Annotated in this window: 21 protein-coding genes and 1 pseudogene; 6 read left to right on the top strand and 16 right to left on the bottom strand. The window is 72.0% G+C overall.

The features are described from left to right. The first annotated feature begins 213 nt into the window (after positions 1-213). Both ACWGJY_RS03395 and ACWGJY_RS03400 read left to right on the top strand, forming a co-directional pair. The gene (locus ACWGJY_RS03395) at positions 214-924 is read left to right on the top strand and encodes a hypothetical protein (protein ID WP_453259103.1); all 711 of its coding nucleotides are present in this window, start codon (positions 214-216) and stop codon (positions 922-924) included. After that, positions 921-1,379, top strand: coding sequence for a DUF2752 domain-containing protein (locus ACWGJY_RS03400; protein ID WP_453259104.1), 459 nt, complete (start codon positions 921-923; stop codon positions 1,377-1,379). Before ACWGJY_RS03395 ends, ACWGJY_RS03400 begins: the two co-directional genes overlap by 4 nt. Positions 1,380-1,419: 40 nt before the next feature. Here ACWGJY_RS03400 and ACWGJY_RS03405 read toward each other — a convergent pair whose 3' ends face one another. From ACWGJY_RS03405 to bldG, 7 genes are all read right to left on the bottom strand, one after another. Next, a complete protein-coding gene (locus ACWGJY_RS03405) occupies positions 1,420-1,824 on the bottom strand; it encodes a hypothetical protein (RefSeq protein ID WP_453259105.1) in 405 nt (134 codons plus the stop codon). A 249-nt stretch (positions 1,825-2,073) separates the two neighbouring features. Continuing rightward, positions 2,074-2,271, bottom strand: coding sequence for a hypothetical protein (locus ACWGJY_RS03410; protein ID WP_453259106.1), 198 nt, complete (start codon positions 2,269-2,271; stop codon positions 2,074-2,076). A gap of 97 nt (positions 2,272-2,368) precedes the next feature. Beyond that, positions 2,369-3,907, bottom strand: coding sequence for a DUF7059 domain-containing protein (locus ACWGJY_RS03415; RefSeq protein WP_453259107.1), 1,539 nt, complete (start codon positions 3,905-3,907; stop codon positions 2,369-2,371). Between the two features lie 141 nt (positions 3,908-4,048). After that, a complete protein-coding gene (locus tag ACWGJY_RS03420) occupies positions 4,049-4,633 on the bottom strand; it encodes a small secreted protein (RefSeq protein WP_453259108.1) in 585 nt (194 codons plus the stop codon). A 218-nt stretch (positions 4,634-4,851) separates the two neighbouring features. Further along, a complete protein-coding gene (locus tag ACWGJY_RS03425; protein WP_453259109.1) occupies positions 4,852-7,257 on the bottom strand; it encodes a sodium-translocating pyrophosphatase in 2,406 nt (801 codons plus the stop codon). Between the two features lie 1,068 nt (positions 7,258-8,325). Further along, a complete protein-coding gene (locus ACWGJY_RS03430) occupies positions 8,326-8,766 on the bottom strand; it encodes an ATP-binding protein (RefSeq protein WP_453259110.1) in 441 nt (146 codons plus the stop codon). A gap of 111 nt (positions 8,767-8,877) precedes the next feature. Then, on the bottom strand, positions 8,878-9,219 hold the full coding sequence (bldG, locus tag ACWGJY_RS03435; RefSeq protein ID WP_004571875.1) for an anti-sigma factor antagonist BldG: 342 nt from the start codon (positions 9,217-9,219) through the stop codon (positions 8,878-8,880). A gap of 156 nt (positions 9,220-9,375) precedes the next feature. Between bldG and ACWGJY_RS03440 the strand changes: the two genes are divergently transcribed. Next, a complete protein-coding gene (locus ACWGJY_RS03440; protein ID WP_453259221.1) occupies positions 9,376-11,745 on the top strand; it encodes a DEAD/DEAH box helicase in 2,370 nt (789 codons plus the stop codon). 273 nt (positions 11,746-12,018) lie between these two features. Here the strand turns inward: ACWGJY_RS03440 and ACWGJY_RS03445 are convergent. The 7 genes and pseudogenes from ACWGJY_RS03445 to ssd form a co-directional block, all read right to left on the bottom strand. After that, positions 12,019-12,315 (bottom strand): annotated as a pseudogene (locus tag ACWGJY_RS03445) (Rv3654c family TadE-like protein); the annotation flags it as partial. Next, positions 12,266-12,685: a TadE family type IV pilus minor pilin gene (locus tag ACWGJY_RS03450; RefSeq protein ID WP_453259111.1), complete on the bottom strand. Its 420-nt coding sequence runs from the start codon at positions 12,683-12,685 to the stop codon at positions 12,266-12,268. The gene ACWGJY_RS03450 and the pseudogene ACWGJY_RS03445, both read right to left, overlap by 50 nt. Next, the gene (locus tag ACWGJY_RS03455) at positions 12,672-12,878 is read right to left on the bottom strand and encodes a DUF4244 domain-containing protein (RefSeq protein WP_453259112.1); all 207 of its coding nucleotides are present in this window, start codon (positions 12,876-12,878) and stop codon (positions 12,672-12,674) included. The genes ACWGJY_RS03450 and ACWGJY_RS03455 overlap by 14 nt, the downstream gene beginning before the upstream one ends. Positions 12,879-13,056: 178 nt before the next feature. Then, positions 13,057-13,596, bottom strand: coding sequence for a type II secretion system F family protein (locus ACWGJY_RS03460; RefSeq protein WP_453259113.1), 540 nt, complete (start codon positions 13,594-13,596; stop codon positions 13,057-13,059). Positions 13,597-13,908: 312 nt separating this feature from the next. Then, positions 13,909-14,829 (bottom strand): type II secretion system F family protein, encoded by a 921-nt coding sequence (locus tag ACWGJY_RS03465; RefSeq protein WP_453259114.1) that lies wholly within the window; start codon positions 14,827-14,829, stop codon positions 13,909-13,911. Next, positions 14,826-15,992 (bottom strand): TadA family conjugal transfer-associated ATPase, encoded by a 1,167-nt coding sequence (locus ACWGJY_RS03470; RefSeq protein WP_453259115.1) that lies wholly within the window; start codon positions 15,990-15,992, stop codon positions 14,826-14,828. Before ACWGJY_RS03470 ends, ACWGJY_RS03465 begins: the two co-directional genes overlap by 4 nt. Next, on the bottom strand, positions 15,989-17,245 hold the full coding sequence (ssd, locus tag ACWGJY_RS03475; protein WP_453259116.1) for a septum site-determining protein Ssd: 1,257 nt from the start codon (positions 17,243-17,245) through the stop codon (positions 15,989-15,991). Before ssd ends, ACWGJY_RS03470 begins: the two co-directional genes overlap by 4 nt. Before the next feature lie 457 nt (positions 17,246-17,702). Here ssd and ACWGJY_RS03480 point away from each other — a divergent pair, with 457 nt between their 5' ends. Continuing rightward, the gene (locus ACWGJY_RS03480; protein ID WP_453259117.1) at positions 17,703-18,611 is read left to right on the top strand and encodes an HAD family hydrolase; all 909 of its coding nucleotides are present in this window, start codon (positions 17,703-17,705) and stop codon (positions 18,609-18,611) included. Between the two features lie 365 nt (positions 18,612-18,976). Here ACWGJY_RS03480 and ACWGJY_RS03485 read toward each other — a convergent pair whose 3' ends face one another. After that, on the bottom strand, positions 18,977-19,873 hold the full coding sequence (locus tag ACWGJY_RS03485) for an oxidoreductase (protein WP_453259118.1): 897 nt from the start codon (positions 19,871-19,873) through the stop codon (positions 18,977-18,979). 101 nt (positions 19,874-19,974) lie between these two features. Between ACWGJY_RS03485 and ACWGJY_RS03490 the strand changes: the two genes are divergently transcribed. Next, on the top strand, positions 19,975-20,961 hold the full coding sequence (locus tag ACWGJY_RS03490) for an ATP-binding protein (RefSeq protein WP_453259119.1): 987 nt from the start codon (positions 19,975-19,977) through the stop codon (positions 20,959-20,961). Here ACWGJY_RS03490 and ACWGJY_RS03495 read toward each other — a convergent pair. Next, the gene (locus ACWGJY_RS03495; protein WP_453259120.1) at positions 20,942-22,276 is read right to left on the bottom strand and encodes a hypothetical protein; all 1,335 of its coding nucleotides are present in this window, start codon (positions 22,274-22,276) and stop codon (positions 20,942-20,944) included. The two genes, ACWGJY_RS03490 and ACWGJY_RS03495, sit on opposite strands and share 20 nt — an antisense overlap. Before the next feature lie 325 nt (positions 22,277-22,601). Between ACWGJY_RS03495 and ACWGJY_RS03500 the strand changes: the two genes are divergently transcribed. After that, entirely contained in the window at positions 22,602-24,938 is a 2,337-nt protein-coding gene (locus ACWGJY_RS03500; RefSeq protein ID WP_453259121.1) for a SulP family inorganic anion transporter, read from the top strand. Positions 24,939-25,134 lie beyond the last annotated feature (196 nt).

Genomic DNA, 25,134 nt, shown 5'->3' on the forward strand with positions numbered 1-25,134 from the left:
GTGATCTCACACAGTGACGGATTCCCGGCGGTTCGCCGCTCACCCGCGGCGGCACACCGCACCGTCCGCGGGCCGGCGACGGTCACAAGGCGGCGCCGGATGCCGTCATTGCCTTGATACAGCACGTAAGCGGACTGGCAGGATGGACACGGCACGGCTCGCCGTTCGAGTCGAGTACTGCCGTCATCACGCACACTCGGGGGGACATCACCCATGGCGAACCAGTACCCCGGACCGCCTCCTGACCAGCCGCCCGGTCAGCCCGGCCGGCCCGGCGAGAACCCGTACGCCAAGCCGGACGACGGCCGGCCCGCCGACACCGGATACGGCTACCCGCAGGGCGGGCGCCCGGGGGACCCCGGATACGGCTATCCGCAGGCCGGCTCGCAGCCGCAGCCCGGATACGGCTATCCGAACGAGGTCCCGCAGCCGCCGCCCGCGCCCGGTTTCCCGCCGAGCGCTCCGCCACAGCCGCCGCAGCCGCCGTCCGGGGCGTTCCAGGGCGGTACCGGAGAGTTCCAGGGCGGCGCCGGCGGATTCCAGGGCGGTCCCGGTGGGTTCCAGGGCCCGGCCCAGCCCGGCGGGATGATGCTCTCGCTCGGCGACATAGCGGTGACCGGGGACACGATCATGACGCCCGCCGGGCCGATGCCGCTCAAGGGCGCGGTGTGGACGGCGACGGATATGTCGCGGACGGAGGAGAAGATGCCGACGCACGCGATCGTGCTCGCCATCATCTTCTTCCTCTTCTGTCTGCTCGGTCTGCTCTTCCTGCTGATGAAGGAGCGGGTGACCACGGGGTTCGTGCAGGTCACGGTGAACAGCGGCGGCCGGCACCACTCCACGATGATCCCGGTGCAGTCGCGCGAGCAGGTGGTGTTCCTGCTCAACCAGGTCAACTACGCCAGGTCGCTGAGCGTGTGAGCACCGGGCAGCCCTGGGGTCCCGCCGAGCCGGCGGGACCCACGGGGGCGTCGGAACCCACGGCGGCGTCGGTCCGGAAGCGAACCGTCCGCAAGGCGTCCGTCACCCTCGCCGTCGGGCTGTCGGCCGCCGTCTATCTCTGGCACACCAACCCGCACCAACCGGGGCAGCTGCTGATCCCGTGCCCGTTCAAATGGGCCACCGGGCTGCTGTGCCCGCTGTGCGGCGGGACGCGGATGGCGTACGACCTGATGCACGGCGACGTCGTGACGGCCTTCCATGACAACGCCGTGCTGCTCGTACTGGGCGGGCCGGCCCTGGCGTACGCCGTCGGGCGTGGGCTGGTCGCGGGGCTCGGCGGGCGCGTCCACCGGCCACGGCTCTCGGCCCGCGGCAATGCCGTGGTGCTCGGCATTGCCGCGGTGTGGATGGTCGCCCGCAACCTTGTCGGTTAGGGACGTCGGAGGGTCCGGCGGCAGTCCGGACCCTCAGGCGTCAGCGGACGGTGACCTTGACCACCGGCGAGACGGTGCTGCCGGCTCCCATGCGGAGCTGGTTGACGCCCTTGATGCCGAGCTTGACCCGCACCGAGTACGCACCGCCGGCGTTGACCGGCGTCTGTGCGGGCAGCGAGACCCACTTGGCGCCCTGCTTCTGCTGGACGGTGACCTTGGTGCCGGCCTTGATGCCCTTGGCAACGCCGGAGATCCGGAACTCCTGCCAGGCATGGACCGTGGTCGCGCTGGCCTTGGCCGTCAGCGTCGCGGCGGCCGGGGCGGCGGCCACGACCGGCGAGGGCGAGTGGAGGTGCTGCGGCGCGGCGAAGGCCGCGGCCGAGCCGCCGGCGATCAGGGAGACGGCGATGGCGCCGACGGCGGCGTAGCGGAATGCGCGGTTCATATGGGTTCCTCACTGAACGGTCGTGAACCTGCTGGTCGTTGGTGACCTTCATGAAGGAACATGCCCGGCAGCCGAGGAAAGTTCCCCCGCACCACCACACATCGGCCATCCGTAACAGAACTGGCCGGAAGTGAACGTAGCGCCCCATGGCGGCAGTTGTGAGCGCCGGCCCGCGGCCCGCTCACCGCCGGCCCGCGGCTCTTGCCGTGTCGGCCCGCGGCTCTTGCCACGGCGGCCCGCGCCCCGCCGCTACAGCGCAGCCAGCAACCAGCAGCCCGTAACCAGGAACACCGCCCCGGACAGCAGCGCCGTCACGGTGGCGACCGGACGGCTGACGCCGTCGGCGACCGGCGCGCCGGTCCGTACGCATACGCCCGTCCACACCAGCAGTCCGGCGCCGAACAGCGCGAACGCCGCACCGGCGAAGGCCTCGGGTCCACTCTCCATGCGCGCAGCGTGGCACTCCGGGGCGGCATCCCGGCGAACGCCGGATGAACGACTTCCGCCCCCGCCCGCCCTGCCCGCTACCGCTCCCCCGCCGCCGTCAGCCGCCCGCGGCCACCGGCTCCAGGAAGCCCTGCTCGACCAGCATCCGGATCGAGGCCGGCGTACGGTCCCGCAGCAGGACCGGGTCCTCACCGACGAGTTGGGCGATGGCGTCCAGAATCCGGCCGGCCGGAAGCGAGCCGTCACTCACCCCGGCGAAGCCCGCGCCGACCGTGTCCACCTTCGTCGCCCGCCGCATACCGCGGTTCTGCCGCAGCACCACATGCTCGGGGTCCTCCGCCCCCGGCAGCCCGACCTGCTCCTGCACCACCTCGTCGGCGAGCCGGAAGTGGCCGGCCAGCAGCGCCGCGTCGTCCGTGGCCCGCAGATAGTCCTGGCGGGCGAAGTGCCGGACGACCGACTCCCCCAGCGGCTGTTCCACCGGATGCGGCCATTCCTCGACCGTGACCGACGGGGAGTCCGACCCGGACTTGCGCAGTGTGATCCAGCCGAAGCCGATGGCCTTGGTCTTGCGGGCCTCGAATTCGTCGAGCCAGGCGTCGTACCGCGCGGCGTACGCCTCGTCACCGGCCCGGTGGTCGCCCGCGTCCCGCAGCCACAGCTCGGCGTACTGGGTGATGTCCTGCACCTCGCGCTGCACGATCCAGGCGTCGCAGCCACGCGGCACCCAGGAGCGCAGCCGGTCCTGCCACTCCTCGCCCGCCACATGCTGCCAGTTGGCCAGCAGCTGGCAGTAGCCGCCGTCGTTGAGATGCGCGGCGGACTGCTGGACGAGCGTCCGGCACAGGTCGTCACCGCCCATGCCGCCGTCACGGTAGGTGAGCCGGGCGCCCGGCGAGATCACGAACGGCGGGTTGGACACGATCAGGTCGTACGTCTCGTCACCGACGGGCTCGAACAGCGAGCCCTCCCGCAGGTCCGCCGGCCCCGCCCCGGACAGCGCCAGGGTCAGCGCGGCGATCCGCAGTGCCCGGGGGTTGAGGTCGGTGCCCGTGACACGGGTGGCGTGCTGTGCGGCATGCAGCGCCTGGATGCCGGAGCCCGTACCGAGATCGAGCGCCTTGCCGACCGGCCTGCGCACCGTGATCCCGGCGAGGGTCGTGGACGCACCGCCGACCCCGAGCACCAGCTCCGCGCGGTCGGCTTCCGCCACGCCCCGGATGCCGCCGGCGCCGCCGACCGCACAGCCCAGGTCGGAGACGATCCACCAGTCCTGCCCCTCGGGGCCGCCGTACGGGCGCACGTCCACGCTCGCGCGCAGCTCGTCGCCGTCCTGCACCAGCCAGCCGTCGGCGAGGCAGTCCGCGACCGGCAGTGCGGCCTGCGCCCGTCGCAGCTCCACCGGGCGCTGCAACAGGAACAGCCGCACCAGGGTCTCCAACGGGCTGTCGCCGCGCGTCGCGCGCAAGGCCGGGACGGTCTCGCTGCGCGCCAGCGCGGCATACGCCGGCGCGCCGAGCAGGTCCAGCAGCCCGTCGGCGGTGAAGGCGGCGGTCTGCAACGCCTCGCGCAGCCGGTCGGTGCGGGCGTTGCTCTCGGGGTCCTGGACATCGGCGGTGGGGAGGTGCGTACTCACGCCCACCATTGTCGGCCCTGCCACTGACAATCGGCGACGGCCCGGCGCCACACCCTTCTCGGGCGCGTCGCCGGGCCGTAGCGGCTCGGTTGCGGTGTCGCCTTCGCCGCGGGTTTCCCCGCGTGTGCCGGCGCTCCTGGCCTACGAGCTCTTGGACTGCGTGGGGGCCGGGGAGCCGGACGCGGCCGGGTTCTGGCAGCCCTTCTGGGCGGCCATCGCCGTGCCGACGTCGCCGGACTCCAGGTTCTTGAAGGCCGCCTCGCTCTGCTTGTTGAGCTTGTTGATCCCGTCGGAAAGATTGCGCAGGCCGTCCGCGAACTTGAGTTTGTCCGAGGTGTCGAGATTGTTGACCTGCTTCTGGAGGTCCGCGTAGCCCTTGGAGAGCGAATTGAGCTCCTTGACGGCGTTCTGCTGGGCCTGCTTGCCCTGGTCGGTGGGCGGCGGCCCGGCCTTCTCCAGGGACGTGGCCAGCGAGGCGTAGGCGCTGGAAATCTTCTGGAAGGCCGCCGAGTCCGTCTGCTGGACCTTCTTGGAGTCAGTGTTGCCGTTGTCGGCCGTCTGCATCGCGCCGTTGGCGTCCTGGATCTGCTTGAAGTGAGCCTGCGCAGGGTCGCAGAAACTCTTCGCCCAGGCATTGAGCTTCTTGTTGCTGTCGTCGCTGCAGCCGGTCAGCGCGAGCACCAGTGCCGCACCGCCGGACAGTGCAGCCACAAGCTTCTTGTTCACCGGATTGGTCCCTTCCATGGCTCTCGGCCCCGGAACATACACGTCCAAAGGGCCTGGGCCACCGGTCGGGCATCCGGCCCCGCCCTCATTGCAGCCATTTGCACCAAGGACCGCAGGGCCACCCGGGCACGCGGAAGGCGGGTGGCCGGCGCCTGCAAAATGCGCCGTCCACCCGCCCAGTTGAGCGGTCCACGAGCCCTTCCGGAGGTCGTTTCCGGCTAGGACGCCACCACCGTCTTGGCTGACTTGGTGATGCTTTCCGGGTCTTCGGAGTTGCCTTCGTCACCTACGGCGATTCCGCGCCTCTTGGAGATGTAGACCGCACCGACGATGACGGCGATCGCCAGCACCGCGACCACGATCCGTACCCCGGTGCTCTTGTCCTGGCCGTATGAGAACTTCACCACAGCGGGCGCGATCAGCAGCGCCACCAGGTTCATGACCTTCAGCAGCGGGTTGATGGCCGGTCCCGCGGTGTCCTTGAACGGGTCGCCGACGGTGTCGCCGATGACCGTCGCGGCGTGTGCCTCGCTGCCCTTGCCGCCGTGATGGCCGTCCTCGACGAGTTTCTTGGCGTTGTCCCACGCGCCACCGGAGTTGGCGAGGAAGACCGCCATCAGGGTGCCGGTGCCGATCGCACCCGCCAGGAACGAGCCGAGCGCGCCGACGCCGAGCGAGAAGCCGACCGCGATCGGGGTGAGCACCGCCAGCAGTCCGGGCGTGGCCAGCTCACGCAGCGCGTCCTTGGTGCAGATGTCGACGACCCGCCCGTACTCGGGCTGCTCGGTGTAGTCCATGATCCCGGGATGCTCGCGGAACTGCCGGCGCACCTCGAAGACCACCGCGCCCGCCGACCGCGACACCGCGTTGATCGCCAGCCCGGAGAACAGGAAGACCACCGAGGCACCGAGGATCAGCCCGACCAGGTTGTTGGGCTGCGAGATGTCCAGGCTGAGCCCCATGCCGGCGGCCGCGCTGCCGATGTCCCGTACGGCGGTGGCGATCGCGTCCCGGTATGAGCCGAAGAGCGCGGCCGCGGCCAGTACGGCCGTCGCGATGGCGATGCCCTTGGTGATGGCCTTGGTGGTGTTGCCGACCGCGTCCAGGTCGGTCAGCACCTGCGCGCCGTCACCGGTGACATCGCCGGACATCTCGGCGATGCCCTGCGCGTTGTCGGAGACCGGGCCGAAGGTGTCCATCGCCACGATCACGCCGACGGTGGTCAGCAGGCCGGTGCCGGCCAGCGCCACCGCGAACAGCGCCAGAATGATCGAGGCGCCGCCCAGCAGGTACGCCCCGTACACCGCCAGGCCGATCAGCACCGCCGAGTAGACGGCCGACTCCAGACCGAGCGAGATGCCGGAGAGGATGACCGTGGCCGGGCCGGTCAGCGAGGTCTTCCCGATGTCGCGCACAGGCCGGCGACTCGTCTCGGTGAAGTAGCCGGTCAGCTGCTGGATCAGTGCGGCCAGCACGATGCCGATGGCGACCGCCACCAGCGCCAGCATCCGCGGGTCGCCGCTGCGGCCCAGCACCTCGGCGTCGGTGACGCCGGTCAGGTCCTGGTAGCGGGACGGCAGGTAGGTGAACACCGCGACGGCCACCAGCACCAGCGAGATACCCGCGGAGATGAAGAATCCACGGTTGATCGCCGTCATACCGCTGCGGTCGTTGCGCCGGGGCGCGACGACGAAGATGCCGACCATCGCGGTGAGCACCCCGATCGCCGGGACCAGCAGCGGGAAGGCGAGTCCGGCGTCACCGAAGGCCGCCATGCCCAGGATGAGGGCGGCGACCAGGGTCACCGCGTACGACTCGAAGAGGTCGGCCGCCATACCGGCACAGTCACCGACGTTGTCGCCCACGTTGTCCGCGATGGTCGCGGCGTTGCGCGGGTCGTCCTCGGGGATGCCCTGCTCGACCTTGCCGACGAGGTCGGCGCCGACGTCAGCGGCCTTCGTGAAGATGCCGCCGCCGACCCTCATGAACATCGCGATCAGCGCGGCCCCGAGACCGAATCCCTCCAGCACCTTGGGCGCGTCGACCGCGTACACGAGCACCACGCAGGACGCGCCGAGCAGGCCCAGCCCCACGGTGAACATGCCGACGACGCCACCGGTACGGAATGCGATCTTCATTGCCTTGTGCGAGACAGCCGTAAGATCCTTTTTCCCGGTGTCCCCCTCGGCCGGAGTGGCTTCCCGAGCCGCTGCCGCCACACGCACATTGCTGCGTACGGCGAGCCACATGCCGATATAGCCGGTGGCCGCGGAGAATCCGGCGCCGATCAAGAAGAAGGCGCTGCGTCCGGCGCGCTGCGTCCAATTGTCCGCGGGCAGCAGCATGAGCAGGAAGAACACCACGACGGCGAATACGCCGAGGGTCCGCAACTGCCGTGCCAGGTAGGCATTTGCGCCTTCCTGCACGGCCGCCGCGATCTTCTTCATACTGTCGGTTCCCTCACCGGCCGCGAGCACTTGGCGGACCAGCACCGCCGCGACGGCCAGCGCCGCCAGGGCGACCACGGCGATCACCAGCACGATGCCGCGATTACCCGCCGTGAGCGAGGGCCCGGCCAGAAAAGTGGGGGTGTCAAGCAACTGAGGGGTGTAAGGCCCCGCCATTCGTCCTCCTTGACGTTTGGCACATGGGCGCGCGGAAGCACGCTCAGGCGTCCTGAGCAAGATGTGGACGGATTGTAGGGAGCCGCGGTTGATCAAAACAGTACGCGTCAAAGGGAATTCGCCGACAGCAGCGAAGATCAAAAGGCTCACGCCGCATGCAATTCGCCCGGACGAAGGAATGCGACGAATTCGCTGACCACCACCCGATGATCTCTCTGTCGTACTGATCGTCCTTTGATCGCAAACTGATCGTCGCTGCTCAAGGACACCGCCTCGGAATCCGAGACGGTGGAGACCTGCGTGACGCCGGAGAGAATTGATCCGCCCGTCTACGGCCGAACGGGTGACCCACGGCGGCCGGACCGCTCCCCCACGCCCGATGAGGGGCCGTCAGATCGAGTCCGGATCGCAACGCATCAGGCCGGGGGCGGAGCGGGGCTGGAGCGGGGGTGGAGCGGGGGAGCAGAGCCGAGGCGGGGACTGGGGCGGGGAGCCGGAACGGGGCTGGGACGGGCCGGGACGGGGCCGGGGCGGGGCCGGGGCGGGCCGGGACGGGCCGGGACGGGCGGCTGCCGCGGGTCTCCTGCGTCGGGCATCCTGATGGCGCGCTCGGGCCGACGGCGCGCTCGTCCCGATGGCGCGCTCGTGTCGCGGTCGCGGGACCTGTCGGGCGCAGAGGGAGCCCGCTCGCGGTACGGCAGGGAGGCGCACGGAGCAGCCGCCGCCCACGGGACGGCGTCGCTCTGCACACCAGCGCGTGGACCGGCCCCGTCACCAGCGCGTGGACCGATCCCGGCGTCAGCACGGGGACGGGTCCCGCCATCAGCACGGGGACGGGTCCCGCCGCACCGGAGAGCCGACGGACAAGATCAAGAAAAACCGGCCGGCCGGATGGTGGATGCCGGATGCCGTACGGGGCGCGAAAGCCCGGTCAGCGCATGATCGACGGTGGCGGGGCGGCCGACCGAGGGATGGACTAGGGCAGCAGGCAGCAGGCCGTGCACGCCCTACTGCCTACGGACGTGAGCCGGCCTCCAGGGCGTTCCCCGCAGGCGCGCCACCCGGGCGCTACGGCAGGACCGCAGCCGTCGCGGTGGGCCAGGTCATGCGGATCAGCCCGCCGTCCTTGCCGGCGGTCACCTCGACATCGTCGACCAGTCCGCTGATCACGGCGAGGCCCATTTCGTCCTCGCCGTCGGCGTCGCTCTCCGCGGCGCCCCCGGTCTCGTCGCCCCCCGCCCCGGCGCTGCCGGAGTCGCCGGACACGCCGTCGCCCACCTCGATCGAGAACTTCTTCTCGTCCTCGATCAGCAGGACGCGGACGGGCTCCGCGATGTCATGGCTCTCGTGCAGCCCCACGGCCCGGCTGCACGCCTCACCGACGGCGAGCCGCACCTCGTCCAGCACGGCCTCGTCCACCCCGGCGCGCCGTGCCACGGCAGCCGCGACCAGACGGGCGGTGCGGACGTGCTCGGGAAGGGCGCTGAAGCGAAGTTCGACGGTGGCCATGCCATCCCCCTCGTTTTGCGGGCGTGCGACGCAGGGGGCCGGACACCGTGTCCGGAACCCCCCACTGCTTCCTCCCCCCGCGCCCGATGGCCCGGGGGACCGGTGAAGCCGTCAGTCAGTGGCTGCGACGGCTTCGTCGACCGAGGTGTGAATCGGGAACACCTTGGTCAGTCCGGTGATACGGAAGATTTTGAGAATGCGCTCCTGGTTGCAGACCAGGCGCAGCGAGCCCTCATGGGCGCGCACCCGCTTGAGTCCGCCGACCAGCACGCCGAGCCCAGTGGAGTCCAGGAAGTCGACACGTTCCATGTCCACCACGAGGTGGTAGCTTCCGTCGTTCACAAGCTCGACCAGCTGCTCCCGCAGCTTGGGCGCGGTGTATACATCAATCTCGCCACCGACCTCGACGACCGTACGGTCGCCAACGGTCCGGGTCGACAGGGACAGGTCCACGGATCCTCCAGCACCTTGCTATCGAGCGGTCGCCCCCCTGGGGCCTCCCCACCGACGGTAGGGGCGGATCTGGCAGCCGCGATGGCATTCAATCACTTACCGGCAGGCGTGCACGACGCCCTTTGAGCATTGTCCGTCACTCCGGTGACACACTCGATGCCGATGGCCTCCATTCCAGTCCCGCCGGATGCGGGCGCGCGCCCTTCCCCAGGCATGATTCTCGAACGTCTCGCCCGGGGCGCGACCCGCGCTGCGCGCATCACTCATACGGAGCACTTGCCCCCGCGCATCGGCAGCCATGCCGACTGGCCGGAACAGATCCGGCCGGAAGTGATCGGTGCCATCCGTTCGGCCGGAATCGATCGTCCCTGGGCCCACCAGGCACGGACATCCGAACACGCACTGCGCGGCGAGTCGGTCGTCGTCGCCACCGGCACCGCCTCGGGGAAGTCCCTGGCGTATCTCGCGCCGGTCCTCTCCACGCTCCTGGACGGCTCCGAGGCCCCGAACGGGAGGGGCGCCACAGCTCTGTATCTGGCCCCTACGAAGGCGCTGGCGGCCGATCAGCGGCGTGCCGTACGCGAACTGGCCGCCCCGCTGGGCACGGCCGTGCGGCCCGCGGTCTACGACGGGGACACCCCCGTCGAGGAGCGCGAGTGGGTCCGCCAGTACGGCAACTACGTGCTGACCAACCCCGACATGCTGCATCGCGGCATCCTGCCGGCGCACCCCCGCTGGTCCTCCTTCCTGCGTGCGCTGCGCTATGTCGTCATCGATGAATGCCACAGCTACCGCGGCGTCTTCGGCTCCCATGTCGCGCAGGTCATCCGCCGGCTGCGCCGCATCTGCGCCCGGTACGGTTCCGAGCCGGTCTTTCTGCTCGCCTCCGCCACGGCCGCGCAGCCGGCGCAGGCCGCGAGGCGGCTCACCGGTCTGCCCGTGGTGGAAATCACCGAGGACACCTCGCCGCGCGGTGAGTTGGTCTTCGCGCTCTGGGAGCCGCCGCTGACCGAACTCCACGGCGAGCAGGGCGCCCCGGTCCGCCGGACGGCCACCGCGGAGACCGCGGATCTGCTCACCGACCTCGCCGTCCAGGGCGTACGCACCGTTGCCTTCGTCCGCTCCCGGCGCGGCGCCGAACTGATCGCCCTGATCGCACAGGAGCGGCTCGCGGAGGTGGACCGCTCGCTGCCCGGACGGGTCGCCGCGTACCGGGGCGGCTATCTGCCCGAGGAGCGCCGCGCCCTGGAACGCGCCCTGCACAAGGGCGATCTGCTCGGTCTGGCCGCCACCACCGCGCTCGAACTGGGCGTGGACGTCTCCGGTCTGGATGCCGTGGTCATCGCCGGCTATCCGGGGACCCGGGCGTCCCTGTGGCAGCAGGCCGGCCGGGCGGGACGCTCGGGGCAGGGCGCGCTCGCCGTGCTCGTGGCCCGCGACGACCCGCTGGACACCTATCTCGTCCACCACCCCGAGGCGCTCTTCGACCAGCCCGTCGAGTCCACCGTCCTCGACCCCGACAACCCCTACGTGCTCGCCCCCCACCTGTGCGCGGCTGCCGCCGAACTGCCGCTCACGGAAGATGACTTCGCCCTCTTCGGCCCCGCGTCCGGTGGTCTGATGCCGCAGCTGGAGGCCGCGAACCTGCTGCGCCGGCGCGCCAGGGCCTGGCACTGGACGCGCCGCGAGCGGGCCGCCGACCTCACCGACATCCGCGGCCAGGGCGGCTCGCCGGTGCAGATCGTGGAGGCCGGCACCGGACGGCTGCTGGGCACCGTCGACGCCGCCGCCGCGCACTCCACCGTCCACGACGGCGCGGTCCACCTCCACCAGGGCCGTACCTATGTCGTCCAGCACCTGGATCTGGCCGACGATGTGGCGCTCGTCGAGGAGGCCGGCCCGCCGTACTCCACGACCGCCCGCGACACCACCGCCATCGCCGTCCTCGAGACCGAGACCGAGATCCCCTGGGGCGGTGCCCGGCTGTGTTTCGGGTCCGTCGAGGTCACCAATCAGGTCGTCTCCTTCCTTCGCCGCAAGCTGATCACCGGCGAGGTCCTGGGCGAGACCAAGCTCGACCTGCCGCCCCGTACGCTGCGCACCCGCGCGGTGTGGTGGACGGTCACCGAGGACCAGCTCGACGCCGCCCGCGTCAATCCCGAGCAACTGGGCGGCGCGCTGCACGCCGCGGAACACGCCTCCATCGGCATGCTGCCGCTGTTCGCCACCTGCGACCGCTGGGACATCGGCGGCGTCTCCGTGCCCCTCCACCCGGACACCCTGCTGCCGACGGTCTTCGTCTACGACGGCCATCCGGGCGGCGCCGGATTCGCCGAGCGCGCCTTCCGTACGGCCACCGCATGGCTGACCGCCACCCGCGATGCCATCGCCTCCTGCGAATGCGAGGCCGGCTGTCCCTCCTGCATCCAGTCGCCCAAGTGCGGCAACGGCAACGACCCGCTCCACAAGCGGGGAGCCGTCCGGCTGCTGGGTGAGCTCTTGCGCGGGGCGCCGCAGGGGGCGTAGCGGGTGTGCTGCCACGGGCCGGGCGCGGCGTGCGGTAGCCGTGAGTGCGCCGGCTGTGGCGGACCGGGCGCGGTCCACCACAGCTGTGGCGGACCGGGCGCAGGGCGTGGCAGCCATGGCGGGCCGGGCGCGGTGTCCGCCGGGTGTGGTGAACGGGGGCCGGCGCGTGGCAGCCCCGGCCGGCCGGGCCCGCGCCGGGGCACCGTGCCCCGGCGGTCCGGCTCGGGCCCGTACCCGGGCGGTGAACGGGCTGTGGCCCGCCTCGGCCGAGACATCGGCGACCGGGCCGGCCAGCACGCAGCGCACCAGCCGGGTGTGCTGCGCGGCCGCCACCCGGCGGGCCGCCGCACAGGCGCGGGCCGGGCCCTGCAGGGCGTGATCCGCGGCGGCCAGTGCCGCCAGGTCCGCGGCGCCACCCGCTTGGTGCCGCGCCGTGACGGCCCGGCCCACGCCCATCAGGGCCACGAAGACCGCGCACAGCGCCGCCGCCGCGAAGACCGTCCAGACCGTCGCCGAGCCCTCATCGGTGCACCGTCTCCTCCGCAAGAGCCACCGCCTCCCCTCCGACATTCACCGTCAGTTGCCCCACACCGGGCAGCCCGGCCTCGACCCGTACGCGCACCAGGTCGCCCTCCCGCGTCAGTGCGACCCGGGCGCCCCGTGGAGCCGCCCCCCGCGCCGCCGAGAGCACCGCCGCCCGCGGTTCCGACCGCGCCGCGGCGCGCGCCCCGGCGCGGGCCGCGTCCACACACTCGATACGGGCGCAGACCGCCATCAGCCCCCAGATGAGCGCCGCCACCACCGCCACCAGCACGGGCAGGACGACAGCGGCCTCCGCTGTCACGAACCCGGCGTCCCGCGGGGCGCCCCGGGCCCTGGGGCGCGGGGGCCGGGGACGCTGCGCCCCGGCACGCGGGGCTCCGCTGTCAGAACTGGACATTGATCGCCCTCTCGAGCACCGACCGGAGCAGCGCCTGCACCGGTCCGCTCGTCACGACCTTGTAGAGCACCGCCGCCAGGGCGCACGCCGCGAGCGTCCCCACGGCGTACTCCGCCGTGGTCATCCCCCGGTCGTCGGCCCCGAGTGCGCGCAGCTCCGCCCACCACCGCCGAAACATTCCAGCCTGAAACATTCCATCTCCCTTTGCATGACCTCTGATGAACGACCTCTGCTGACCGGCCTCCGACATGGCCGGTGGCCGGCTCCGTCCACCGGTGATCGGCCGGTGAGCCGGTCCCGGCCACCGCCTTCACCCACCGGCCGCGAACCGTTCTCCTCGCCCCGGCCCTCGAACTCGCTCCTCCCGCATGTCAGTTACGCCCCAGCAGTCCGCTTGCCAGGCCGATCAGCACCGGCGCCACCCCGAGCGCCAGGAACGCCGGCAGAAAGCACACCGACAGCGGCAGGGTGACCAGCACCCCGGCCCGCCGGGCCCGCGCGGTCGCCGCTCGGGCCTGCTCCGCACGGAGTTCGGCGGCGGTCCGGGAGGCCGACTCGACGGCCGGCACCCCGGATATCCCGGCGCGCTCCATACAGCGCGCCAGCCCTTCGGCACCGGGGAGGGCGGCCAGCCGTGGCCATACGACAGCGGGTTCACCGCCCAGGCGGAGTTCCGCCGCCACCTGGCGCAGCCGCTCGGCAACCGGTCCGTCGAGCGACCGGCCCACCGCTTCGGCCGATTCCCGCGGTCCGGCCCCGGCCGCGAGGCAGGCCGCCAGCAGATCGCCGGCCGGTGCCAGTGCCGCCCCTACCTCCGCGGCCGCCAACCGCGCCGCCTCCGCGCTTCGTTGGTGCGCCAGCCGGCGATGCGCTCCGTAGCCCACGGCGAGCCCCGCCAGGACACCTGTCACGCCGCCGACGAGGATGACCATGAGACCTGCCGCGCCCAGGGGCCCGGCCCATTCCCTGAGCCGCCCGTTCCGTGGCGCACCACGCTTGGTCGTCGCCGCTCGCCCGCGCCACCGGAGCCGGGCGGACGTCCCGCTCCGGGCGGCCCGGCCGGAGCGGCCGGGTCCGGCGCCCCACACACCGGGCACCCGCCTCCGCGCGGCTCGTCCGCGACGTGCTTCCCGCGTCAGCACCACCGCACTCAGCACCGCCATCATGGCCGCAACCGCCGTCCCCACCCTGTGGACAACTTCCGCGCTCACACCGATCCCCTCCTACGCGTCTTCCGCGGCCGCGACGATCCGGGCCGTCCAGACCACTCCGCACCACTCCAGGAGCCCACCGACCGCCAGGCAGCCCCACCCGGCCGGGGTGTGCAGCAGGACCCGCAGGGGGTCGGCACCGAGCGCGCTGCCCATCAGGAGCCCGCCCACCGGCAGCAGGGCGAGCATCACCGCAGTGGCCCGGGGCCCCGCCAGCTGAGCCCGTAGGTCGTCGCGTTGATCCCGTTGGGCGCTGAGTCCGGCCGCGATCCGCTCCAGCCCCGAGGCCAGTCCCGCGCCGCCCTCCACCGCCACCTGCCAGCACGCGGCCATGCCGGTCAGCCCCTCGGCTCCCGGCAGCCGCGCCGCCGCCCGCAGCGCCTGCGCCACGTCTCCTCCGTACCGCGCCGCCGCCACCACCGCCGAGCCGGCCGCTCCGAGGCCAGGCGCCCCCGCGGCGAGCAGGGCCTGGGCGGGCTGCCGCCCGGCCCGCAGCTCCCCCGCCACCGCCGTGCACCACCCGATCACCGCGGCAGCCCGCCGGTCCCGCGCACGCACCGCTCCGCGGGCGGCCAGCCACCGCCGCACAAGGAAGACGGCCGCCACAGAGGCGAGCAGCGGGAGCACGGATCCGCCCAGCACCCCCAGCACCAGCCCGGCCGGCAGACACCAGACCTCCCGCCCGACCTCCCCTCGGCGCCCGAAGCTCCACCGCCGCCCCGCTTCCCCCTCGACCACCCGCCCCCTGCACCACTTCCGCACCCCCACGCCCCGCAACCAGGCCCATCGGCCCGCTTCCGGATCCGCTTCTCCCAGGCCCCCGAACAGCGCGCGGGCCCGCCGCCGTACGTCGTCCCGCCGGCCGCCTGCCAGCCGCACCGCGCCCGGCACGCAGAGCACCGCGGCCGTCAATGCCACACCGCCCGCGCTCATCGGCCCCCACCGCCGCCCCGTTCGCACAGCCGCAGCAACTGCCCCCAGCCCCGCGCCTCCTGGAAGCCGTCCGGACTCCAGACGGCCGCCGGCACGGTCACCACGAAGCCGTCGCGGTCCCGCTCCAGCACATGCAGCTCGGCGATCCGGCGCCGGCCGGACCGGTCCCGCACGAGATGCAGCACGACCGAGAGCGCGGCCGCCAGCTGGCTGTGCAGCGCGGCGCGGTCCAGCCCGGCCGTCGACCCGAGGGCCTCCAGGCGCGCGGGAACATCGCATGCGGCGTTGGCATGGACCGTGCCGCTGCCGCCCTCATGGCCCGTATTGAGCGCCGCCAGCAGGTCGGTGACCTCGGGGCCGCGCACTTCCCCGACCACCAGCCGGTCCGGGCGCATCCGCAGCGCCTGCCGTACGAGGTCCCGTAGCGTCACCCGGCCGACGCCCTCCTGGTTGGCAGGCCGGGTCTCCAGCCGCACCACATGGGGATGGTCCGGGCGCAGCTCCGCCGAGTCCTCGGCCAGGACGATCCGCTCGGCCGGTCCGGCCAGCCCGAGCAGCGTGCTGAGCAACGTGGTCTTCCCGGAGCCCGTACCGCCACTGATGAGGAACGACAGCCGGGCCGCCAACAGCGCCCGGAGCAGCCGGTCGCCGCCCGGTGGAACCGTGCCGGCCGCCACCAGCTCCGCGAGGCCGAAGGCCCGCGGCCGCAGCACCCGCAGCGACAGACAGGTCCCGGCGACCGCCACCGGGGGCAGCACGGCATGCAGCCGGGTGCCGTCCGGGAGCCGGGCGTCGACCCATGGACGGGCATCGTCCAGCCGCCGGCCGGCCACCGCCGCCAGCCGCTGGGCGAGTCTGCGTACCTCTGCCGCGTCCCGGAAGCGGACGTCGGTACGCTCCAGGCCGCCGCCGCGGTCCACCCATACCTCGTCCGGTGCGGTGACCAGGACGTCCGTGACATCGGGGGCGGTCAGCAGCGGTTCCAGCGGCCCGCTGCCCACCATCTCCGACCGCAACGCGGCCACCACGCCCAGCACTTCGGCATCCCCCAGGAGCCGCCCCTGTTCGCGCAGCGCCACCGCCACCCGGGCGGGCGTGGGCTCCGCCCCGGCCTCGGCGAGCCGTCTGCGCACCGCCTCCAGCAGGTCCCGGCCCTGACTCATGACCGGCCTCCGCCCCGGACGGCCGCACGGGAAACCACGGGGCCGGTCGCCGGCCACGGCATCGCACCGGCCCTCGTTCCGGTCTCCGGCCCCGGACCGCCGCCCGGCTCGGGCCCCGGACGCGCGGCGGATCCCGGCCCGCCGTCCTCGCTCCCGCTGTCCGTCACCCGCCCCCAGAACCCCGCGCAGAACCGTGCCAGCGGTCCGCGCAGCTGCGCCCCCGGTGGCACGCCGCGCGCAAGATCCGCCAACAGGCCTGCCTCCCACGGCACTTCGCCGGCCAAGGGCAGCTCCATGAGGCGGGCGATATCGTCCGGCGGCAGGCCGTGCCCGTGGCGTCCGGGAGCCCCGCGCGCCACCACCCGCAGATCACCGAGCACCTGTTGCACCCCGGAGGCCACCCGCTGGGCCGCCGCGACCGCGCGCAGCTCCGTCGGGACGATCAGCAGGCCCATGTCCACCTGGGCCAAGGCCTCCGCGACCGCCTCGTCGACCCTGCGCGGCAGGTCCACCACCACGACGCCGCCGCGCCGCCGCGCCGCGGCCATGACCGCGCGCATGGCCGGGGGCGGGATGGTGACATCGCAGCCCCGGTCCCAGCTGAGGACCCGCAGCGCGTGCAGCCGCGGCAGCGACTCCGCCAGGGCGCGGCAGGCCACCCGGCCGCGCGATTCGGCGAAGGCGGGCCAGCGCAACCCCTTTTCCTTCTCGCCGCCCAGCAGGACGTCCAGCCCGCCGCCCAGCGGATCCCCGTCGACGAGCAGGGTGCGCCGGCCCGTACGAGCCGCGGTGACGGCCAGCGCGCCTGCCAGAGTGCTCGCTCCGGCGCCCCCGCGGCCGCCGATGACGCCGACCGTCAGGGCCGGGGGCCCGACGCCCTCGATCGCGTCGGCGATCCGGTCGGCCAGCCAGCGCTCGCCGTCGGGGAGGGCGAGGACGCTCTCGGCCCCGAGGGCGACGGCCTGGCGCCAGAGGTCCGGGTCGTCCGGATCCCTGCCCGTGAGGATCACGCCCGGCCGCCGTCCGGCGCCGAGCAGCCGGGGCGCGCAGTCGCCGCCGACGATCACCAGGGGCGGCGCTTCCCAGTCCCCTTTACGGGCCGGCAGGCCGTGGGCCACTTCGGGCAGCGCGCCGGCCGCCGCACACAGTCGCAGAAGATCGTCGAGGAGCCGTTCGTCCTCGGTGATGATCAGCGGTCCGCCCCGCTCTTCGTTGGTTCGGACCGGTCGTTCCGATGGCGTGGTTCCGGCCATGTTCTGTCCCCCTGTCGCTACACCACTCGCACATCCGCGAACTCGCGGACTTTCACGGTGCAGCGATCCGGGAAATCTTGCGGATCTTGACCCAAAATTGTGGACAACTCCGCGGCTGTGGATATCCCCGTCACCTATTCCAGCGACGAACGGCTACTTCTGGGACTCAAGAGAGTCTTCCTCAGGGCAGCACGGCAACTACGGTGTGTAATGGGATGCGCGCAGCGAGGCCCCGGGCGCAGCTCGGACAAGGAGTGGGACGGATCGGCGTCCGGCGACGGAAAATGCATCCGGACATGCGACGACCCCCGCCGGGGGGGAGAGCGGGGGTCGTCCCCACGGCCGACTCGGGGGGGGAGGAGCCGGACCGGGTTAGCACGGTCGCGAACGATCCGTGACTTCCATGGTGTACCCGAGAGCCTTCTCAGGCAAACCCACGCGCCACACCTTACGCCGAATGGTGGGCGCCTATGCTCGCCCCGTGGAAAACCACTCCGTGCCTCACTCGACGCCCCGTACTGCCGCGTTCTTCGACTTGGACAAGACCGTCATTGCAAAGTCGAGCACGCTGACCTTCAGCAAGTCGTTCTACCAAGGCGGCCTGATCAATCGGCGGGCCGTACTGCGCACCGCGTACGCCCAGTTCGTGTTCCTGGCGGGCGGCGCCGACCACGATCAGATGGAGCGCATGCGGGAATATCTCTCCTCGCTGTGCCGCGGCTGGGACGTCGCACAGGTGCGGGAGATCGTCGCCGAGACGCTGCACGATCTGATCGACCCCATCATTTACGACGAGGCGGCCTCACTCATCGAGGAGCATCACGCCATGGGACGGGACGTCGTCATCGTCTCCACTTCGGGCGCCGAAGTCGTCGAGCCGATCGGTGAACTCCTGGGCGCGGACCGGGTGGTGGCGACCCGTATGGTCGTCGGAGAGGACGGCCGTTTCACCGGAGAGGTGGAGTATTACGCCTACGGCCCGACCAAGGCGGAGGCCGTCCGGGAACTCGCCGCGTCCGAGGGCTACGACCTCGAGCGCTGCTATGCGTACAGCGATTCGGCGACCGATGTCCCGATGCTCTCGGCGGTCGGCCATCCTTACGCGGTCAATCCGGACCGGGCGCTGCGCCGCGAGGCGCTCGCGCGCGGCTGGCCGGTTCTCTCCTTCAACCGTCCGGTACCGCTCAAGCAGCGGCTGCCGGCACTGTCGATGCCCTCGCGGCCGGTGCTCGCCGCCATGGCCGCGGCGGGTGCGGCCATGGCCACCGCGACGCTGGTCTGGTACGCCAGCCGGCGGAAACCCACAAAGCCACGTCTTGGCCTTATCGGCCGCAGCGGTCGCGCCGCCCGTAATGCCCGTATTTGAAGTCAAACGTAAAGATCTGCAACGCGGGGTTCCGCTTGCCTCGCCCGAGTAGTACAAAGGACTTAACGGCCCGCGAGACCAAGGACATCCGAGAGGAACACCTTAAACGCAGGAAGTGGCCCACGGACCGATGCATGAATGCCGGGCACCCACGCGACGCCGACCCGTCGATTACGGGCCAGCCGCACCAGGTATCCGGACGAAGATTCCGACCTGATGGGCACATATTCGAGCACGCATGGTAACCCGGCGGACATGCCAGCGGCGGTACCGGTCATTGGTACCGCCGCAACCCTGTTCAGGGGCGAATGACGCAATGTTTCAGGAATTCATGAACGTCGCACAAGCTTCCACCGCGGCTCCGCTTATGCGGCGCCGCGCTGCAGTGCCTCACAGACTGCGGCGCTCTCCCGCACGCCCAGTTCCACCGCACGTCCGCAGTGCGCGATCCATGCCGCGACGCCCTCCGGGGTGCCCGAGACATAGCCTTCCAGTGCCGCGACGTAGGCCGCGCGCCCCAGTTCGGCGTACCCGACCTCGGCAGGGCAGATGGACTTCGGGTCCAGTCCGCTGCCGATCAGCACGATCCGCTCCGCGGCCCGCGCCACCAGCCCGTTGCATGTGGCGAACGGCCGCAGGGCGAGCAGTTCGCCGTGCACCACCGCCGCGGTCACCAGGGCCGGCGCCTCGGTGCCGGCGAGCAGCAGCCGCGACAGCCCGTCCAGCCGCCCGGCGACCTCGTCGGCGTCCGGCAGCGCCAGCTCGATGAGCGGTTCGTCCACCGGTTCGCCGGCCAGCCGGGGCCGTCCCACCGTCTCGTCCGCCGGCTCTCCCGGCCGCCGCTCGGCCTCGTCCGGACTGCGCCCCCCGCCCGATGCCGCCACCAGATGCAGGCGCGCCAGCACCCGCAGCGGCGACTGCCGCCAGACGCTGAGCAGCTGCCCGGCCTCGGCCGTCAGCCGCAGCGCCGCGCCAACCGTCCGCGGTTCGCCCTCGACACCGAAGTCGGTGCGGCGGCGGACCTCTTCGAGCGCCCAGTCGGCTCCCGACAGGGCCGCGGAACCGCGCGCTCCGCGCAACGCCGCCTCGGAGGTCACCTCGTTGCTGCGGCGTCGCATGACCCGGTGCCCGTAGACCCGGTCGACGGCCTTGCGTACGGAGTCCACGGAGTCGGCGACCCCCGGGAGCGAGGCCAGGGTCGCGAGCGGGTCGCCGCTCGCTTTCGGGGGTGCGGGGGTCGTCCCCCGGGAGTTTCCAGCCATGGGTACGACCCTACGCATCACCGGGCCCGACCCCTCGAAGGAGTGGTCTTCCTCACGCAGGCCTCTCACCTAGAGCGATACCGCACTTACCCTTGGTGAACATGAAGATCGCTTTCGTAGGCAAGGGCGGCAGCGGCAAAACCACCCTGTCCTCCCTGTTCATCCGGCATCTCGCCGTGGCCCGGCTCCGCGTGATCGCCGTGGATGCCGACATCAACCAGCATCTGGGCGCCGCTCTCGGGCTCGACGAGACGGAGGCCGCCGCGCTCCCCGCGATGGGCGCCCACCTCCCGCTGATCAAGGACTACTTGCGCGGCAGCAACCCACGGATCCCGTCCTCCGAGTCAATGATCAAGACCACCCCGCCCGGCGAGGGCTCACGGCTGCTGCGGGTCGGCGAGGACAACCCCGTCTACGACGCCTGCGCCAGGACGGTCCAGCTCGACGACTCCGCGGTGCGGCTGATGGCGACCGGCCCGTTCACCGAGTCCGATCTGGGCGTGGCCTGCTACCACTCCAAGGTCGGCGCGGTGGAGCTGTGCCTCAACCACCTCGTGGACGGCCGCGAGGAGTATGTCGTCGTCGATATGACGGCCGGTTCCGACTCCTTCGCGTCCGGGATGTTCACCCGCTTCGACATGACCTTCCTGGTCGCCGAGCCGACCCGTAAGGGCGTCGCCGTCTACCGCCAGTACAAGGAGTACACACGGGACTTTGGAGTCCCCCTGAAGGTCGTGGGCAACAAGGTGCAGGGCCCCGAGGACCTCGCGTTCCTGCGTGACGAGGTCGGCGACGACCTGCTGGTGACCGTCGGCCACTCCGACTGGGTGCGCGCCGTGGAAAAGGGCCGCGCAACCCCCTTCACCTGCCTGGAGGAGGCCAACCGCCGTGCCCTGGAGGGGCTGCACCACACGGCGGACGCCGCCTACGGGCGACGCGACTGGGAGCGCTATACGCGCCAGATGGTGCACTTCCACCTGAAGAACGCGGAGAGCTGGGGCAATGCGAAGACCGGGGTCGACCTGGCGGCCCAGGTCGACCCCTCGTTCGTGCTTTTCGAAGGGACGGCTACCCCACAGCTCGCTTGACCTGCCGTGCGGCGCGGGCGGGCGCGGCCGGTTCGGCCGGCTTGCTCGTCGGCACGGACGGGGCCGGTGCGGACGGGCCCGGAGAGTCGCTGGAGAGATATGCCGCCCAGCCGTCCTCCGGCGCCCGGCCCACCGGCAACGCCTGCAGCTTCGCCAGCACCTCCGGGTCCTGTACGTCCAGCCAGTCGGTGAGCTGCTTGAAGCTCACGCACCGCACGCCCTTACGGGGGCAGATGTCCTTGATGGCTTCCTCCACGGCCCTCATGTAGGTGCCGCCGTTCCAGGATTCGAAATGATCGCCGATGAACAGCGGGGCGCGGTTGCCGTGGTAGGCGCGCTCGAAGGCCGCGAGCAGGCCGTCACGCATCTGCTTGCCCCAGGTGGCGTACATCGCGGGGTCACCCTCGGTGGTGCCGGACTGGTTGGCCATGAAGTTGTAGTCCATCGAGAGGGCCTCGAAGGCGCGTCCGGGCAGCGGGATCTCCTGCAGCGGAAAGTCCCAGATGCCGTCGGTCCGCCGCGGCCAGGTCTGCCGGCCGCCCGCCGAGCTGGCGTCGTAGCGGAAGCCCATCTCCTTGGCGGCGGGGAGCAGATTGCGCTGCCCCTCCAGGCACGGTGCGCGGCCGCCGACCAGCTCCTGGGAGTAGTCGAACGGCAGGGGCGGCTCGCCCGTGAGGCCCGCGTTGGTCTTCCAGTGCTTCACGAACGCCTCGGCCTGCTCGATCTCGCTGATCCACTCCTCGGGCGACCAGGTGCCGACGCCGCCGTGCGGGCCGCAGAAATGGCCGTTGAAGTGGGTGCCGATCTCGTTGCCCTCCAGCCAGGCGGCGCGCATCTGGGTCACGGTGTCCTTGACGCCCTGGACGTCGTTGAAGCCGATGTCCGAGGCGCCGGCCGGGTGCCGGGGAGGTTCGTACAACTCCCTGTTGTCGGTGGGCAGCATGTAGACACCGCTGAGGAAGTACGTCATCGCCGCGTCGTACTTCTTGCCGACCGCGCGGAAGTGCGAGAAGAGCTTCTGGCCGTCCTCGCCCGCGCCGTCCCAGGAGAACACCACGAACTGCGGGGGCCGTTTGCCCGGCTTGAGGCGGCGGGGCCGGGGCTGGCGGGGCTGCGCTCCGGTGTACGCGGTCGACCCGTCGCCGATCAGCCGGACCGTCCGGGTCGGGGCCTTGGGCACCGCCCGCCCCTTTCTGCTGCTCGGCGGTGGTCCGTTCTGGGTGGCCGCCGAGCAGCCGGCCACCGCTGCCAGGGCGACCGCCGTCGCGATGGACGCCGTCACCTTCGATGCCGTCACCTTTGCTGCGGCTGCCATCAGCCACCTCGTTCCTGGTGCCTGTGCGCACCTTCCGAGTGATTGATCGGAATAACCGCGCACAAGCTCTCATACACCAAGAAGAGGGATTTAAATGACAAGCCAAAAGTCATTATATTCACCCAATAGGAGGAAGGATGACGGCATATGCCTGAAAAGCCTTCTCCTGGCCTTTACCTGTCATTACGGTTCATTTACCGATGCTTGAGAGTCACCGGACCGTCGCCCATCGGCCACGATCACCGGCCGGCTCACGTCCCGCCGCAGTACACCGCCGCCCCACGATCGCGCCCCGCGCGACCGCGTCGCCCCGGAGGAGACGGGAATGCCGCAGATCGAGAAGCCGCCGCCGCAGCCGCCGCGCACACCGCACCACCCCGAGGCCCCTCCCGGGCCCCCTGTGTCCACCGGGTCCGGCCCCCGCACGGACAAGGCCGGCCGGGCCGCCCTCCGCCGGGACCTTTCCGCCTCGGTCGTCGTCTTTCTGCTCGCCGTTCCGCTGTCGCTGGGCATCGCCCTGGCCACCGGAGCCCCGCTCCAGGCGGGCCTGGTCGCCGCGGCCGTCGGCGGCCTCGTCGCCGGTCTGCTCGGCGGCGCCCCGCTTCAGGTGAGCGGCGCGGCAACCGGCCTCCTGGTGGTCACCGCCGACCTGGTCCAGCGGTACGGCTGGCGCGCCACCTGCGCCGTCACGGTGCTGGCCGGGCTCGCCCAACTCGCCCTGGGCGCACTGCGCGTGGCCCGTGCGACGCTGGCCGTCAGCCCGGCGATCGTGCACGGCATGCTGGCCGGCATCGGGGTCACCATCGCCCTCGGACAGCTCCATGTGGTGCTCGGCGGCCGCCCCGACAGCTCGGCCCTCGACAACGCCACCGCGCTGCCCGGCCAGTTGGCGCACCCGCACGCCGCCGCGCTGCTGATCGGCGCCGTCACCGTCATCGTGCTCATCGGCTGGGGACGGCTGCCGGGGCGCGCCGGACGGTGGGCGCGGGTGCTGCCGGCCCCACTGGCCGCCGTGCTCGCCGCGACGGCCGTCAGCGCGGGGACGGCGGTGGCGCGCGTGGAGCTGCCCTCCTGGCGGCCGCCCGAGCTGCCCGCGCTGCCGGACGCTTCGCTTCCGGCGCTCGCCGCCGCGGTGCTGACCGTCACCCTCGTCGCCAGTATGGAGTCGCTGCTGTCCGCGGTGGCCGTGGACCGGCTGGCGGCCGAGCGGCCGGGCCGCCCCACAGGGCGGGCACGGCTCAACCGCGAGCTGGCCGGCCAGGGCACGGCCAATGTCGTCTCCGGACTGCTGGGCGGGCTGCCGGTCTCCGGCGGCGCGATCCGTGGCTCGGCAAATGTGCGGGCCGGCGCGGCCACCCGCCGGGCCACCGTGCTGCACGGCGTATGGGTGCTGCTGTGCGCGGGCCTGTCGGCCGCGGCGCTGGAGCTGATCCCGCTGGCCGCGCTCGCCGCGCTGGTGATGGCCGTCGGCGTCCGGATGGTGAGTTTCGCGCACATCCGGCACGTCCAGCGGCACCGCGAATTCCCGGTGTACGCGGCCACCTTGGGCGGGGTCGTCCTCTTCGGTGTGCTCCAGGGCGTGGTGACGGGCATCGCGGTCGCGGCCTTCCTGGCGCTGCGCCGGCTGACCCACACCCGTGTCGTGGTGACGGAGGGGGCCGACGGCTACCGGGTGCGCGTCAGCGGGCAGTTGACGTTTCTGGCGGTGCCGCGGCTGACCCGGGCGCTGGCGCAGGTGCCGGCCCACACCGATGTCGTCGTCGAGCTGTGCGGCTCGTTCATGGATCATGCCGCCTACGAGGCACTGCAGTCCTGGTCCACCGCCCATCGTGCGCACGGCGGCTGGGTGACGCTCGGCGGCCGCTCGGGCCGGCCGATCGCCGAGCCGGCCGGCGCGCACTCCTGCCGGCCGTGGACACCGTGGCGCAACCATCACTGCACCCGGCCCGCCCCGGACCGGGCAGCGGCTCCGCAGAGCAGCGGCAGTCAGCTGCTGGGCGGGGTCAGCGCGTTCCAGCGCCATACGGCTCCACTCGTCCGCGAGGAACTGGCCCGGCTGGCGCGCGAGGGCCAGCGGCCCACCCAGCTGTTTCTGACCTGCGCCGACTCCCGGCTGGTCACGAGCATGATCACGTCCAGTGGGCCGGGAGATCTGTTCACCGTGCGCAATGTCGGCAACCTGATGCCGCCGCCCGGCTCGGACGCCTCCTGCGACTCCGTGGGCGCGGCGATCGAGTACGCGGTGGAGGTGCTGAAGGTCGGTTCGGTCACGGTGTGCGGCCATTCGGGGTGCGGGGCCATGGGGGCGCTGCTGGACTCGCCCGCACCGGAGGAGGCCGAGCCGACCCCGCTCGTCCGCTGGCTGCGGCACGGCCGCCCGAGCCTGGCCCGTATGCAGCGCATCGGACGGCTGGGGCGGGGCGAAGTCGCCCTGAGCGGGCGGCCGGTGAGCGACGACCAGGAGCGGCTGGCACTCGTCAACGTCATGCAGCAGCTCGATCACCTCAGGGCGCACGCGTGTGTGGCCCGCCGGGTGGCCGAGGGCGCGCTCACCCTGCACGGCATGTATTTCCATGTCGGCGAGGCCCAGGCGTATGTACTCGACGAGGCCACCGGGCGGTTCTGCGCGGTCCGCGGCGAACCGGCGCCGGTGACGGCCTGACCTGCGCGGCGGCCCCTCAACAGCCCTGGAACGCACCGCCCGCAAATAGGTCTACACCAATAGTTTTCCACAGCCCTTGTCAGGGCCGGGCGTGGGCTGATGAGCTATGACCTGGGGAGACACCGGACGCCCTGGGAATGGGAGAAGTTGTGAGCAACGAAAGCCTGGCCAACCTGCTTAAGGAGGAGACGGGAGT

The sequence above is a fragment of the Streptomyces sp. NPDC054765 genome (assembly GCF_053612065.1).

Coding starts and splice junctions, on each gene's coding strand:
- ACWGJY_RS03430 (WP_453259110.1), bottom strand. CDS start 8,766: ATGGCCACCGTCGAACTTCGCTTCAGCGCCCTTCCCGAGCACGTCCGC.
- ACWGJY_RS03450 (WP_453259111.1), bottom strand. CDS start 12,685: ATGTCCAGTTCTGACAGCGGAGCCCCGCGTGCCGGGGCGCAGCGTCCC.
- ACWGJY_RS03500 (WP_453259121.1), top strand. CDS start 22,602: ATGCCGCAGATCGAGAAGCCGCCGCCGCAGCCGCCGCGCACACCGCAC.
- ACWGJY_RS03490 (WP_453259119.1), top strand. CDS start 19,975: ATGAAGATCGCTTTCGTAGGCAAGGGCGGCAGCGGCAAAACCACCCTG.
- ACWGJY_RS03395 (WP_453259103.1), top strand. CDS start 214: ATGGCGAACCAGTACCCCGGACCGCCTCCTGACCAGCCGCCCGGTCAG.
- ACWGJY_RS03440 (WP_453259221.1), top strand. CDS start 9,376: ATGCCGATGGCCTCCATTCCAGTCCCGCCGGATGCGGGCGCGCGCCCT.
- ACWGJY_RS03485 (WP_453259118.1), bottom strand. CDS start 19,873: ATGGCTGGAAACTCCCGGGGGACGACCCCCGCACCCCCGAAAGCGAGC.
- ssd (WP_453259116.1), bottom strand. CDS start 17,245: ATGGCCGGAACCACGCCATCGGAACGACCGGTCCGAACCAACGAAGAG.
- ACWGJY_RS03465 (WP_453259114.1), bottom strand. CDS start 14,829: ATGAGCGCGGGCGGTGTGGCATTGACGGCCGCGGTGCTCTGCGTGCCG.
- ACWGJY_RS03405 (WP_453259105.1), bottom strand. CDS start 1,824: ATGAACCGCGCATTCCGCTACGCCGCCGTCGGCGCCATCGCCGTCTCC.
- ACWGJY_RS03455 (WP_453259112.1), bottom strand. CDS start 12,878: ATGTTTCAGGCTGGAATGTTTCGGCGGTGGTGGGCGGAGCTGCGCGCA.
- ACWGJY_RS03410 (WP_453259106.1), bottom strand. CDS start 2,271: ATGGAGAGTGGACCCGAGGCCTTCGCCGGTGCGGCGTTCGCGCTGTTC.
- ACWGJY_RS03425 (WP_453259109.1), bottom strand. CDS start 7,257: ATGGCGGGGCCTTACACCCCTCAGTTGCTTGACACCCCCACTTTTCTG.
- ACWGJY_RS03480 (WP_453259117.1), top strand. CDS start 17,703: ATGGTGGGCGCCTATGCTCGCCCCGTGGAAAACCACTCCGTGCCTCAC.
- ACWGJY_RS03495 (WP_453259120.1), bottom strand. CDS start 22,276: ATGGCAGCCGCAGCAAAGGTGACGGCATCGAAGGTGACGGCGTCCATC.
- ACWGJY_RS03470 (WP_453259115.1), bottom strand. CDS start 15,992: ATGAGTCAGGGCCGGGACCTGCTGGAGGCGGTGCGCAGACGGCTCGCC.